Source organism: Thiocystis violacea (genome assembly GCF_016583575.1).
GTDB classification, from domain to species: Bacteria; Pseudomonadota; Gammaproteobacteria; order Chromatiales; family Chromatiaceae; genus Thiocystis; species Thiocystis violacea.
This window is the reverse complement of record NZ_NRRG01000037.1, coordinates 1-13,207: the sequence shown is the minus strand read 5'-3', so window position 1 is coordinate 13,207 and position 13,207 is coordinate 1. Positions and strand designations below refer to the sequence as shown.

The 13,207-nt window shown below is 64.1% G+C and carries 13 protein-coding genes; 7 read left to right on the top strand and 6 right to left on the bottom strand.

Annotated features, from left to right (window positions below; genetic code table 11):
• Window positions 1-79: 79 nt before the first annotated feature.
• Together CKO27_RS16265 and CKO27_RS16260 are read right to left on the bottom strand one after the other, a co-directional pair.
• On the bottom strand, window positions 80-1,147 hold the full coding sequence (locus CKO27_RS16265) for an AI-2E family transporter (RefSeq protein WP_200375965.1): 1,068 nt from the start codon (window positions 1,145-1,147) through the stop codon (window positions 80-82).
• A gap of 35 nt (window positions 1,148-1,182) precedes the next feature.
• Window positions 1,183-2,712, bottom strand: a complete 1,530-nt coding sequence (locus tag CKO27_RS16260; protein ID WP_200375964.1) for a transglycosylase SLT domain-containing protein — start codon at window positions 2,710-2,712, stop codon at window positions 1,183-1,185.
• Window positions 2,713-3,254: 542 nt separating this feature from the next.
• Here CKO27_RS16260 and CKO27_RS16255 point away from each other — a divergent pair.
• On the top strand, window positions 3,255-4,073 hold the full coding sequence (locus tag CKO27_RS16255) for a hypothetical protein (protein WP_200375963.1): 819 nt from the start codon (window positions 3,255-3,257) through the stop codon (window positions 4,071-4,073).
• Between the two features lie 194 nt (window positions 4,074-4,267).
• Here the strand turns inward: CKO27_RS16255 and CKO27_RS16250 are convergent, their stop codons facing one another.
• Window positions 4,268-4,651: a phospholipase D-like domain-containing protein gene (locus CKO27_RS16250; protein ID WP_200375962.1), complete on the bottom strand. Its 384-nt coding sequence runs from the start codon at window positions 4,649-4,651 to the stop codon at window positions 4,268-4,270.
• Window positions 4,652-5,093: 442 nt separating this feature from the next.
• On the opposite strand from CKO27_RS16250, the gene CKO27_RS16245 reads away from it, so the two are divergent.
• The 4 genes from CKO27_RS16245 (at window position 5,094) to CKO27_RS16230 (ending at window position 7,558) form a co-directional block, all read left to right on the top strand.
• On the top strand, window positions 5,094-5,699 hold the full coding sequence (locus CKO27_RS16245; protein ID WP_200375961.1) for a recombinase family protein: 606 nt from the start codon (window positions 5,094-5,096) through the stop codon (window positions 5,697-5,699).
• A gap of 38 nt (window positions 5,700-5,737) precedes the next feature.
• Window positions 5,738-5,992 (top strand): UPF0175 family protein, encoded by a 255-nt coding sequence (locus CKO27_RS16240; RefSeq protein ID WP_200375960.1) that lies wholly within the window; start codon window positions 5,738-5,740, stop codon window positions 5,990-5,992.
• On the top strand, window positions 5,982-6,470 hold the full coding sequence (locus CKO27_RS16235; RefSeq protein ID WP_200375959.1) for a PIN domain-containing protein: 489 nt from the start codon (window positions 5,982-5,984) through the stop codon (window positions 6,468-6,470). Before CKO27_RS16240 ends, CKO27_RS16235 begins: the two co-directional genes overlap by 11 nt.
• An 887-nt stretch (window positions 6,471-7,357) precedes the next feature.
• The gene (locus tag CKO27_RS16230; RefSeq protein ID WP_200375958.1) at window positions 7,358-7,558 is read left to right on the top strand and encodes a hypothetical protein; all 201 of its coding nucleotides are present in this window, start codon (window positions 7,358-7,360) and stop codon (window positions 7,556-7,558) included.
• Window positions 7,559-7,689: 131 nt separating this feature from the next.
• On the opposite strand, the gene cbbX is transcribed toward CKO27_RS16230, so the two are convergent.
• The 3 genes from cbbX to CKO27_RS16215 form a co-directional block, all read right to left on the bottom strand.
• Window positions 7,690-8,670 carry a CbbX protein gene (gene cbbX / locus CKO27_RS16225; RefSeq protein ID WP_200375957.1) on the bottom strand — a complete coding sequence of 327 codons (981 nt, stop codon included), beginning with the start codon at window positions 8,668-8,670 and terminating at the stop codon, window positions 7,690-7,692.
• A gap of 118 nt (window positions 8,671-8,788) precedes the next feature.
• Window positions 8,789-9,223: a ribulose bisphosphate carboxylase small subunit gene (locus CKO27_RS16220; RefSeq protein WP_200375956.1), complete on the bottom strand. Its 435-nt coding sequence runs from the start codon at window positions 9,221-9,223 to the stop codon at window positions 8,789-8,791.
• A 24-nt stretch (window positions 9,224-9,247) separates the two neighbouring features.
• Window positions 9,248-10,726, bottom strand: coding sequence for a ribulose-bisphosphate carboxylase large subunit (locus tag CKO27_RS16215; RefSeq protein ID WP_200375955.1), 1,479 nt, complete (start codon window positions 10,724-10,726; stop codon window positions 9,248-9,250).
• Window positions 10,727-10,923: 197 nt separating this feature from the next.
• Here CKO27_RS16215 and CKO27_RS16210 point away from each other — a divergent pair, with 197 nt between their 5' ends.
• Window positions 10,924-11,862 carry a LysR family transcriptional regulator gene (locus CKO27_RS16210; protein ID WP_276570172.1) on the top strand — a complete coding sequence of 313 codons (939 nt, stop codon included), beginning with the start codon at window positions 10,924-10,926 and terminating at the stop codon, window positions 11,860-11,862.
• Between the two features lie 379 nt (window positions 11,863-12,241).
• On the top strand, window positions 12,242-12,952 hold the full coding sequence (locus CKO27_RS16205) for an SDR family NAD(P)-dependent oxidoreductase (RefSeq protein WP_200375954.1): 711 nt from the start codon (window positions 12,242-12,244) through the stop codon (window positions 12,950-12,952).
• Window positions 12,953-13,207 lie beyond the last annotated feature (255 nt).

The window sequence follows — 13,207 nt, the reverse complement described above, 5'->3', positions numbered from 1 at the left end:
AAGCCAGTGAAACGTGAGGCGTTCGCGCGCCTGGTCGGCGGGGCCTCGGGTTTGGGTTGAGGCTTGGGGCCGTTCACCCCTACACGGCCGATTCCTCGGGCCGCTCATAGACCCAGGCCAGGAGCAGCTTGTAGCCAAGCGCCAGAACCACCGCGCCGACGAACAGTCCGATGATGCCGGAGGTGATGAAGCCGCCAATGGCGCCCACGAAGATCACCGCCATGGGCACCTGTACGCCGCGACCCAGCACCAGGGGCTTGAGCACGTTGTCCAGGCTGCCGACGATGAGGCTCCAGACGAGGAAGAGCACCGCCGGCACCGTGTCGGCCGTCGCGAAGACGTAGATCAGGATCGGCAGGGTGATCGGAAAGATGCCGATCTGCACCGTGCTGAGCAGCAGACACAGCAGCGCCCAGAGCCCGGCGGCGGGGATGCCCATGACCATGAAGCCGATCCCCGCCAGGATGGCCTGGATCAGCGCCACCCCCAGGATGCCCTTGGTGACGCTGCGCACGATGGTCTCCGAGAGTCTGGCGAGCTCCGCGCCTTTCTCGCCCGCCAGGCGCGCCGCGACGGCCCGGGCGAATTCAGCGGAGGCGTCCGCATGGGCCAGCAGCGCGCCCGCGATGAGGATGGCGATGATGAACTGCAGGACGCTGAACCCCGCCCCCACCGCAGTGGACAGCAGCCAACCCGCGGCGGCCTTGAGCTGGGGGGCGAGCTTGGCCGCCGTCTCGGTCAGGTTCCGGGACGCCTGGTCCCAGAAGGCACTGAGCGGCTCACCGACCAGAGGCCATCCCTGCACCGACTCGGGCGGCGGCGGCACGGCGAGGGTGCCTTCCTGCAAGCCCTTGGCGAGACCCTGGGCGCCGTCCAACAGGGTGCCGCTGAGCATCACCGCCGGGACCAGCAGCACCAGGAGATCGAGCACCGCCGTCAGGGTGGCCGCGGTTGTCCCGCGTCCGCCGAGCCAGGCACGCAGTTTGAGATAGCCGGGGTACTGCGCCACCGCGATGATGATCCCCCAGACGAGGGGGATGACGAATGGCTGGACGATGCTGAAGCACCAGGCTGCCAGCAGCAACAGGATGCCGATGCGGACGGTCGCCTCAAGGGCATTGGCCACGAACGCTTTCTGCTGGAGCATCTGGATCTCCTCACGTTGGGTGCGGCTCGGGATCGTCAGTCAACATTGCCTTCGCTCAGCAGCTTGTAGGCCACGTAGTACTTGTAGATGTTGCGCACGTAGACGACCGGCTCGCGGCTCACCACCTTGGCCGCCGCGATCTCCACGTGATCGAGCCAGACATTGGGGTCGAGCCCGAGCGTCGCGGCGCGCTTGCGCGCTTTGGCGATGTTGCCGGGGCCGGCGTTGTAGGCGGCAAAGCTGAACAGGGTCTGATCCAGGGCTGATAAGGCCGGATCGTTGAAATAGCGGTCGCGCAGCAGGCGCAGATACTTCACGCCGGCATGGATGTTGGGCTCCTGCCGATGGATCTCCGGGATGCCCACCTTGGGGTCCCGCGCGGTCGCGGGCATGACCTGCATCACGCCGACGGCCCCGACGGGGCTGCGCTTGCGCTGGTCGAGACGGGACTCCTGATAGCCCTGGGCGGCGATCATGAGCCAGTCGAAGTCGTACCTGCCGGCATAGGTCTTCAGCAGTTCCACCACCGCATTGAACCGTTCCCGGTCCTCGGGGGCGAGGGCGTTCTTCGCCCACTCCGTATTCTTGAGATAGCGGGTGAGCAGGATATTGCCCAGCTTGGTGCCCTTGCGCGCCTCGGCGATGTAGGCGTTCACCACGGCCTTGAGCTGAGGGCTGTCCTGGCGCATGGCCCAGGCGATGTGCTGGTCGGAGGCCAGCACCAGGTCGTCGCGCACGCGCACCTTGTCGAAGACCTGGGCGAAGAGCTGGGCCGCCGGCTCGTCGGTGATGGTGGCGGGGATGATCCCGGTCCCGACCATCTCGATCAGGTCGTCGTCGGTGAGATGCTCATCCACCTCGACCACCGGATAGGGCGCCTTACCGGCCGTGACCCGCTGGGCGTTGAGGGCGGTGAGGTGCTCGAAGAAGCTGGTGGAGCGGCGCAGGTACACCGCCGACGCGAGCAGGTCCTCCGCCGTCCTGACCTCGGGTGCCGCGGGGCCGGTGACGATCACCTCGCGGATCCTGGTATGGATCGGCTCGCTGAAGTCCACCAGGGCGCGGCGCCCCTCCGTGACCGTGATGGTGCCCGCCGCCAGGTCGGCCAGACCTTCCGTCACCATCGGCAGCAGCCGGGCGCGGTTGGTGGGCAGGATCACCAGGGTGAGGTTGCCCGCCTCCCGGCCGAGCCGCTGCTTGAGGAAGGGCTCGAAGGCCATGACGCTGTCATAGGTCAGGCCCCGCTGATCCGGCCCATCCATGAAGTAGGTGAGGAGGCCATAGGGGATGGCGACGCGGAGCAGGCCCCGCTTCCGGATCCCGTCCAGATCACCGCGCCAGGGGGTGAGTGCCTGAGTCAGGATGGGGTCGTCCGGCTCCTCGACCGGCGGCGGCGCGGACTCCGGCTCCTGCGCCGCCAGCAGCGGGGCGAGGGCCATCGCAATCGGGAGCCAGAGCCAGGAGAGGGCGAAGGTACGAGGGCGTGAGCACAACATGGGGATGACCTCGGAAGCGGAGAGGAAGAAGATGAGACCCGCCTCGGGATCGTCTGGAAAGCCCAGCACGAGGCGATCTCAGTCGGTTGACGATCCCCCTGTCGCGGCCCGATCAACAACCCGATGGGTCTTCCCCCAAAGATAGTCGTTGGTCGCGAGAGCGTCGCCGGTCTTGACGAGTGCGCGGGCCTTGGGTCTCGAACCGGGGCGGATCATCTCTGGCCTCTACACTCTTGGCTTAATGTGCCTCGTTGCCCTCGGCTTCGGGATCATCGTGCGGCTCCCGGTGACGATCGCGCCGTCGTTTGCCGAAGACTGGTTCGGTTGGGGACCGCTTCGGAAGCGCCGTCGTGTCCCGCCAAGGGGGAAATGCCAATGTCTTACGGTCACCATCGACAGCGGACGGCGGGAATCTCTCGCGGCGGGAGGCGATGGTTGTGTTGGGCGCACAGAGACGTTCTGATCCCACGGCTTGCGCTGCTGTCGGCCATCCTCCTGAGCGGCTGTTCGACACCACCGCTCATGCCCTCCCGCCGCTCGTCCTGATGCCGGCTTCCCACGCTGGCATTCAGGACCAACGGGGGCGTTTTCGGGAAATCTTCTGCGCGGTCTTGACGAAGCACGGAACCGCATTGCCGGATGACCGACCCTGCGACGAGGCGCTCACCCGCGACGGAACCGAGCCGGCGGGGACGGGTGCGCCGGTGACGCTGGGGCCATCGAGACGCCGACTGGTCGCTGCTGTGGTGCCCGGCATCGGGTGGGACTGCTTCTCCGACTGGCTCGACCTCAAGCACAGCGGCGCCGCGCACGTTCGCCACTTCGGCTATGACCAGATCACCTTGAAGGTGGGCGGATTGTCGAGCAGCGCCCACAATGCACGCCAAATCCGCGACGCCCTCATGCCGATGGCGTTAGGGAGCGAAGCGCCGCGGTTGGTCCTGATCGGCTACTCCAAGGGGGCACCGGACATCCTGGAGGCGCTGGTGTCCTACCCAGAGATCCGCACGCGGGTGGCCGCCATCGTCAGCGTCGCGGGCGCGGTCGGCGGCTCGCCACTGGCCAATGACGCCGAGCAGTCACAACTGGCCTTGCTGCAACACTGGCCCGGCGCGCGCTGCCCGCCCGGCGACGGCGGCGCGGTCGAGAGCCTGCGTCCGGGAACCCGCCAGGCCTGGCTGGCACAACATCCGCTGCCCCCAGGATTGCCGTATTACTCGCTGGTGACCTTTCCGCAACCCGAGCGTATCTCCTCGGTGCTCAAGTCCAGCTACCGGAAACTGAGCCGGGTGGATGCCCGCAACGACAGTCAAGTGCTGTTCTTCGACCAAGTCATCCCTGGCAGCGCGTTGATGGGCTACTACCTCATTCCGTCTAATTTTGCTGCCGTTCCGGCAGCATGCCGACACACTCAGTGCCGGGAACGGTAGCTCGCAGTCGGCACGGAGACGCAAAATAAGCTGGAACGGTGTACTACCTCAATGCGGACCATTGGGCACTGGCGGTGCCGATGGCTCGCTCGCATCCGGCGCTCGGCTCCACCCTCGTCAACCATAACGACTTTCCGCGCGAGGCATTGCTGGAAGCCGTGTTGCGGATGGTCGAAGAGGATCTCGCGGCGGATTCATTGAACGTCGATGATCCGCAGGATCGACTTGAACTCGGCGGCGTCCTGATCGATCGGATAGGGATAGTCGTCTGCCGCGATGCGCTCGCGCAGGGTCGTCCGGGCCTGCTGTAGATCCGCTTGGGTAGCGGGCCGGTCCACCAGGGCGCCGATGGGTACCGACCAGTGGCCGTTCCAGAAGCGGTCGAAGACGCCGGAAATCTCCCGCACCACCGGGCCGCCGGCGGCGACGTCCAGGTCGCGGTAGTTGGCCTCGGTGTGGACTTGGAAGTAGTGATCCCCGACGTTCGCTGCCGGCCATGGAAGCGCGAAACGCGAGGCCGGTAGTCCGGGGATGTGCTGCAAGGTCGCCGGCCCGGGCGATTCCTTGAACCGCGCCATGGGTGAGACGCTCTCCCCCGGCGCAACCTCGAGCCGCGCGTCGAGGGCCGTGCACGGCGCGCGGGTAAGCCCCGTGGTGATCAAGTAATGCGACGATTTGCCCAGGCACTTCGTCCAGCAACGGGAAGTCGCTGAGCTGTTGTCTGGACTTGAGCAGGACGAGAAACGTCAGCCGCGCCTCATCGCCCTGACTCTGCGAAAGCGTCAGCTCGGTTTCCTCAACGGTCGGGCCGAAGCGGGCGTCGAGCTCCTGGTCACTGAGCTCTTGGGAGAACCGCGGGTAGGCGGTGCGCACGATCGATGCCATGCGTGCTGAACCCTCCGGTCTGGGGTACGGAAAACCCCAGCGAGATCGGCCGATCTGCGCCTCAGCATTTCAGGGGCTTACGCGAGGGCCGCCGAGGGTACCAAAACCAACTGTTTTTCGTATAAGCTCAGGATCATGACGAAGCCGGTGGCCATCTACGCGCGGGTCTCGACCGGCGAACAAACACCCGACAACCAGCTCCAAGAATTGCGGGCCGTCGCCGAGCGCATGGCCTGGCACGTCTCCGCCGAGTACATCGACCACGGCATCAGCGGTGCGAAGGGACGGGATCGGCGACCGGGATACGACCGGCTCTACGACGCCATCGTGCGGAGGGAGATCGATCTGGTGATGGCCTGGTCAGTGGATCGCCTGGGACGATCGCTGCAGCAACTCGTGGCGCTGCTGTCCGATCTTCAGGCCAAGGGCATCGATCTGTACCTGCACCAACAGGGTATCGACACCACGACGGCGACCGGCAAGGCCATGTTCCAGATGTGCGGGGTATTCGCCGAGTTCGAGCGGGCCATGATTCGCGAGCGGGTTCGTGCCGGCCTGGAACGAGCGCGGGCGCAGGGCAAGACCCTTGGGCGACCACGCACGTCGGAGATCGTCGAGGAGCGCATCCGAGTAAAACGTTCGCAAGGCAAAGGCATCAAGAAGATCGCCATCGAACTCGGAATTGGCGTCAGCACTGTGCAACGTGTCGTGCACGGACCAGCCTCGAATCCAGGACCTTGAATCCGCAACCTGAACCAGTGACAACCGTGGGCGAAGCCATGACAACGACGATCACCTTCGACTTCGATGCGTCGGCCTTCGGCGCATTGCGCCTAGCGCCCGGAGAGTTTGCGCAAGAGATGCGCATCGCTGCGGCGGTTCAGTGGTACGCACAAGGGATCGTCTCGCAGGGGAAAGCGGCCGAGCTCGCCGAGCTGACCCGAGCGGAATTCTTGGAGGAACTCCGCCGCCGCAAGGTCCCGGCCTGCCAAGTCACGGAAGACGAACTCGCCGGCGAGATCCATGGTGCCTAGTCGCTCGGTCATCAACGCTTCGCCGCTGATCTTGCTCGGCAAGGTCGATCAAATCCATCTGCTCGGAGCCTTGGCGGGGCAGATCGCCGTGCCCCGATCCGTGATCCGAGAGGTCAGCGCCAAACCAGACGGTGAGCGGTCGGTCCAAACATTGACGGCACTCGAGTTTGCAATCGTCGTAGACGACGAAATCCCGCCAGCGAACATCCTCAGCTGGGACCTCGGTGCTGGTGAGACCCAAGTCATCAGCCACGCCGTTACACATTCCGCAGACCGGGTAGTCATCGACGACTTGCAGGCCCGACGCTGCGCGAAGGCCATGGGGCTTGCGATCATCGGAACCTTGGGGATCGTGGGTCGAGCGAAGGTCGCGGGACTGATCGATCGCGCAGGACCAATCATCCAGAAGCTACGGGAGACCGGGCTCTACGCCTCCGACGAGATCGTGCAGAGTCTCCTGCGCGAGGTTGGTGAGTAGGTGAACGCTGACCGAGCTTGCAGAAGTTTGCACGTATCCTGATCAGACCCGTTCTACAACCGCAAGCGCCTGTGCTCCACCCTCACCCGTCTCGTTTCTAAGCGTCCGTCCAAAAAGTTTTCCAAGTGAAAATAGATAGTTGCTGTTTTGGTCTTCGCTTTGGAAGGCGCAAACGCGGTTTCTGGGCAGTGCACCCGTAGTACACCGTTCAGAGACCCTATGTCATTCAATCGGAACGTCTTGGACAGACGCCAAGAATTCACACGTATCGCGAGCAAACCCCTATCTGGGCCGTTGGGGGCCGTTCGGGGTACCCGTTCGTGTGGGGGCACAGCGGGTTTGACCGAGCCACCAGCAGAGAGCGAGCGTTGCGAGCCCTATGCCTGTGAAGGCCATGCCCAATGCGGCGGCAGACAGGAAGGAGAAAGCGGCGCCGAAGGAGATCAAGCCTAGCGAGAGTGCCATGACCGGTCCCCCGCAGCAACGACCTGATACGAGTGTCGGAAGATTCATTGGTGCGGCTCCTCCAAGTAGTAAGTTGCCGGAAGGGGTGACCGCCCTCATCGTCCGGTCTTGGCGATGGTCGAAAGGACACAGGACAGCCGTCATCCAGATTCCGGCGGAGACCCCGTGACTGGTTAACGTGCGTCCGGCCTCCGGAAAGGAAACCTGAATGAGTGCTGGCCCGATCGAAACCCGCGCTTATGCCCTTGGGCTTTACATGCTGAGGCGAAAACCCGTCATAGAGCACGCCCAAACAGGCGTTCGGGCCGGATTGGGCGAGGCTAAAGTCTGGTGCCTCTCCCAGCGGATTCCCTTCGCCGCTCCTTCAAATCAACGATCCGCGGTGAGCCCGGCGGCCGAAGAGGCGAATGGGTGAGCGCCTCATGCGTGGCCTGATCGAGCGCCTCCAGCGCAGGACCCATGATGAGCCCGGATTGCCAGGTGTAAAGCTCGATCCGGCACGCGATCGGCTCCAGGACAGCGTCGCGTCCGGCGACTCCAAAATCGAGCCACGCCAAGAGGGGAAGATCGTCGTGTCGCCTGTCAACGCACAGCCAGCGGCGATCTTCGAGAATGGCCTCTAGACCGCGGAGCTGGGGTAGGAAGACCCGGAGCGGACAACCCAACCGACGCAGCGCCAAACGCACGCGGTTGTAGCACTGGGCATCGACCGTTTTGGGGAAGGACCGCAGAGCGGGTAAGCGCGGCATCGCCGTCATCTCAAATCCCCCTGCCCAGTGACGAGCCCGACGGCGGCGGGCACTCCGTCCGGCGTGCCTTCGCGAAACACGCGACTGGCGCGGATGTCGGCGGCTTCGATCGTCATGAGGTCGCTCCGGGTGAGTGCCTGGCTGCGTGCCGCGAAGAGGCGGTTGGCGTGACGCAAGCGCGCACGGTCCAGCGCATTGCGGATGGAGCGTGCGTTGGCGAAGTGCGGCAGCGCCATCCGCAGCGGAACGTATTCGGCCAAGGCCCGCTCCGCCTCCGGGCTGAGGCGATAGCTTTGATCCGCGAGCATCAGCTTCGTGATCGCCATCAACTCGTCCGCGCTGTAGTCCGGAAAGTCGAGATGATGGGCGATGCGTGAGCGCATGCCGGGATTGCTCATGAAGAACTGGTCCATCTTGTCCTTGTAGCCGGCCAGGATCACGACCAGATCGTCGCGATGGTTCTCCATGATCTGCAGCAGGATTTCGATCGACTCGGCGCCATAGTCGCGCTCGTTTTCCGGCTTGTAGAGGTAGTAGGCCTCGTCAATGAAGAGGACGCCGCCCATGGCCTTCTTGATCACCTCCTTGGTCTTGGGCGCGGTGTGGCCGATGTACTGGCCGACCAGGTCATCGCGTGTGACGGTCACCAGATGGCCTTCGCGGACGTAGCCCAGACGCTTGAGAATCTCGCCCATGCGCATCGCGACCGTCGTCTTGCCGGTGCCCGGGTTGCCGGTGAAGCACATGTGCAGCGTCGGGGTCTCGGAGGTCAGCGCGAACTGCTTGCGCAACCGCTCGACGAGCAGAAGGGCCGCGATCTCGCGGATGCGCGTCTTGATCGGCATCAAGCCGATGAGCTCGCGGTCGAGCGTGTCGAGCACTTCCTGGATGTTCGACGCCCTGAATTCGGCCTCAAGATCGACCACTCCGTCCTCTTGAGCGTGGCGCGACACGATGGCCGCGACGGCATCGTCACTCTTACCCATGGATCGCTCCGCTGAATGTTCAGACAGCTCAGAGGGGCTAGGCGGGGCTGACGAAGCCCAGCCTCCCCCGCAACGCTGGGCTTCGCGAGCCCCGCCCAGCCGACGCTATGCGACGGCGTCAGTAGCGCTCGCCTTCCGGCCGGTCGGCGGCGTAGGGGGCGATGGTGTAGCCCATGCTGCGCCCGCCGCGCTCTTCTCGGACCAGTCGGAAGCCCGGCTCCTTGTCCGGTCGATTGACGATGAAGGACATGCGCGGCGATTCCCAGCCCCGCGTGCTGTCGAACGCCGTCACCCGGACATAGTGGTTTGGGAAGGTCTCGCGACAGTGGTTGATCTCCATGAGGATCCCCGCAGGGTCTTTGAGATCGAACATGGGCATGCCGAACATTTCCCAATAGGTGTTGCGCGGATGCGGATCGTCCGTGTACTCCACATTGACGGCCCAGCCGTTCTTGAGCGCGTACTTGATCTGCGCGGTGATCTGCTCGTCACTGAGATCGGGCAGGAAGGAGAACTGGCCCTGCGTGACGCGGTTGCCGTGATTGGTCATCATGATGAGTGCTCCTGGCAGGTTTGCTTAGACGCTGGCGGTGGCCGTGGGCACGAAGTCCGCAGTGTCCGTCGACGCGTAGTTGAAGGTGATGTCCTTCCAGGTCTCCAGCGCGGCCCGTAGCGGGCTGCACCACTTGGCCGCCGCTTCCAGGATCTCCGGGCCTTCTTTCAGATAATCGCGGCCCTCGTTGCGCGCCAGAATCATGGTCTCCAGCGCCACGCGATTGGCGATGGCACCCGCCTGGATGCCGTCTGGGTGCCCGATGGTGCCGCCGCCGAACTGAAGCACCACGTCCTCACCCAGGTAGTGAATCAACTGGTGCATCTGACCGGCATGGATGCCGCCGGAGGCCACCGGCATGACCTTGTTGAGCGAGGCCCAGTCCTGATCGAAGAACAGGCCGTGCTCCAGCGACATCTCCGTGCGGGTTTCGCGCAGGGTGTCATAGAAGCCCTTGATCATCAGCGGATCGCCCTCGAGCTTGCCGACGACGGTCCCGGCATGGATGTGGTCGACACCGGCCATGCGCATCCATTTGCAGATGACGCGGAAGTTCATCCCGTGGTTCTTCTGGCGTGAGTACGTTGAGTTCCCCGCGCGGTGCAGGTGCAGGATCATGTCGTGATTGCGCGCCCATTTGGCCATGCTCTGGATCGCGGTGTAGCCGATGACCAGGTCGATCATCACGATCGCCGAGCCCAGGTTCTTGGCGAAGTCGGCGCGCTCGATCATCTCGTCCATGGTGCCGGCGGTGACGTTCAGATAGTGCCCCTTGACCTCGCCGGTGGCGGCTGACGCTCGGTTCACCGCCTCCATGCAGTAAAGGAAGCGATCGCGCCAGTGCATGAAGGGCTGCGAGTTGATGTTCTCGTCGTCCTTCACGAAGTCGAGCCCGCCCTTGAGCGCCTCGTAGACGACGCGCCCATAGTTGCGCCCGGACAGACCGAGCTTCGGCTTGGTGGTCGCGCCGAGCAGCGGTCGGCCGAACTTGTCCAAGCGCTCGCGCTCCACCACGATCCCGGTGGCCGGCCCCTGGAAGGTCTTGAGGTAGGCGACCGGCAGGCGCATGTCCTCCAGGCGCAACGCCTTCACCGCCTTGAAGCCGAAGACGTTGCCGATGATGGAGGCGGTGAGGTTGGCGATGGAGCCGGGCTCGAACAGGTCCAGGTCGTAGGCGATATACGCGAAATATTGCGCGTCAATGGCTGTGCCGGCTCCGGTATTCGGCACCGGATCCACTCGGTAGGCCTTGGCGCGATACAGTTCGCAGGCGGTCAGTCTGTCCGTCCAGACCACGGTCCAGGTCGCCGTGGAGGATTCGCCGGCAACCGCTGCGGCGGCCTCTTCTGGGTCGACCCCTTCCTGGGGCGTGATGCGGAACAGCGCGATCACATCCGTGTCTTTCGGACGGTAGTCGGGCTCCCAGTAGCCCATTTTTTTGTAAGGGATGACACCGGCGGAGTAGCGCGGCTTGGCGTCGATGTTGGTTTCGAACTTACCCATAACTGTCCCCAATGGCGTGTTTGCTTAGTGTGGCGAAAACGTCGTTCGGTGATCCCGCTCAAGACCTGGGTGCCTCCCAAGATTCGGATCGCAAGCGCAGACGTCAGGTCGACCGCAGCGCGTGATGAGAGGGTGCCAAAGGGAAAGCATCGATAACAGTCAATTCTTTTGATTGCTACGATAGACGATCATCTATCATGATTCTGGAAGCCACGATGCGCCACAGTACCCTGCGTCAGCTCGAAGTGTTCGAGGCCATCGCCCGGCTCGGCAGCTTTACGCGCGCCGCCGAAGAGCTTCACCTTACGCAGCCCACAGTCTCGATGCAGATCAAGAAGCTCACGGACGCGGTTGGCTTGCCGCTGTGCGAGCAGGTGGGCAAGAAGATGTATCTGACGGACGCCGGCCGCGCGCTCCAAGGATTCACCCACGAGCTGCTGGACCATTTCGAGCGCTTCGAGATGACGCTCGCCGACCTGAAGGGCCTGAAGCAGGGCCGGCTCAAGATTGCCGTGGTGACAACCGCGAAGTACTTCGCGCCACGCCTGCTCGGGCCTTTCTGGCAGCAGTACCCAGGGATCGAGGTGTCGCTGAAGGTCGCCAACCGCGAGCATGTGCTGGAGCGCCTCGCCGCCAACGAGGACGATCTCTATATCCTTGGCCGACCGCCGGAGGACCTCGACATCGTGGCGGAGGCCTTTCTCGAAAACCCACTGGTCGTGCTCGCACCCGCCCGGCACCCGCTGGTCGGCGAGCAGAAGATCACGCTCGAGCGCGTCGCCCAAGAGCCATTTCTGGTGCGAGAGCAGGGCTCGGGAACCCGCGCGGCCCTCGAGCGGATCTTCGCCGATCGCGGCTTACGGCTGAACGTGCGCATGGAGCTTGGCAGCAACGAGGCCATCAAGCAGGCCATCGTGGGTGGGCTGGGCCTGTCCGTCCTATCGCGCCACACCCTGACGCTCGACGCACCCATGGGCCAGTTCGCGATCTTGGACGTCGAGGGATTCCCGATCGTCCGCCATTGGTTCGTCGTCTATCCCGCCGGCAAGCGCTTGTCGGTCGTCACGAGCACCTTCCTCGACTATCTCAAGGAGGCTCCTCGGTACGCGGCGGAGCTACCCTGCCACTGGGGGTAGACCCATACCATTACCTCATATTGCCCTGCCACGAACGATCAGCATATCCCATTTCATTGCGTCTCCATGAATTGACACACACGATCAATGGGGTAAATTGGATTGTGGCGAGCAGAACGTGATTACGTCTGGGATTTTCGGATAACAGAACCTCATCCACTTGTGGCAGTGCCCCAATCTATAGGATGAAGGTCTGCGTAAGTCTTTGGCCAATAACGATAAATAATTCTTCTCATCCTATAGATTAGGGCACTACCCAACGCTCAGCCTATCAGCCATGGGTCGATCGCGAGCCCCGGGAAATGGGCTCAGCGCTTGAGTCCCTGGATCGCGTGCCCTATGTGTCCCATTACGCCCGATCCATACGCCGGAGATTGCCGTGTCCGAACCGCCTGTCGCCGTTGTCACCGGGGCCAACCGCGGCCTGGGTCTGGAAACCAGCCGTCAGCTCGCGGCCTTGGGCTATCTGGTTCTCCTTACGGCGCGGCGCGAGCCCGATGGCCGCGCCGCCGCGGAAGCGCTGACGACTCAAGGAGGGTCGATCCGCTTTCATCCCCTGGACATCACCGACGAGGCGTCCGTCCGCGCCCTAGCCGAAACGGTGCGAGGAATCGGCCGACTCGATGTTCTGGTGAACAACGCCGGGATTTTCGGCGATCCGGCTCCTGGAACCCCGGAGGCCAGCGTCTTCCGGACCGACCTCGCGCGGGTTCGGGAGTCGTTCGAGACCAATACCCTGGGACCTTTGCGGCTCTGCCAGGCCTTGATCCCGCTGATGGCGGGGCGCGGCCGGGTGGTCAACGTCTCCTCGGGCATGGGCCAGCTTGCCGAAATGAACGGTGGCTGCCCCGGCTATCGACTGTCGAAGGTTTCGCTCAACGCTCTGACCCGGATCCTCGCCGATGAGTTGAACGGCACCACCGTCAAGGTGAACTCGGTCTGTCCCGGTTGGGTGCGCACCGATATGGGCGGTCCCAATGCCTACCTGGCGGTGGAAGAGGGCGCGCGCGGGATCGTCTGGGCCGCGACCCTCCCGGACGATGGACCGAGCGGCGGGTTCTTTCGACAGGGCGAGCCGATCGCCTGGTAGATCCCCGGTCGGGTCAACGTGGAAGGATGCCGAGACGGTCGCGAACCCGTTTCCAGGACCGCCGGGTCATCGGCAACCTCGGGAGCCAAGTCGTCACGGGCCCCGGACAAGAGCCTCAGCCTTCCCCGCCGCTCGCGATCGAGCGACTCGTCGCCGTGCCGGTCTGCCGGATCAGGTCGCCGATCGCCAGGGTAGGGTTAGCATCGAACCCTGGATTGGCCTGTGTCGCGCTCATCGTCGCGCCGAAGGGCGGGG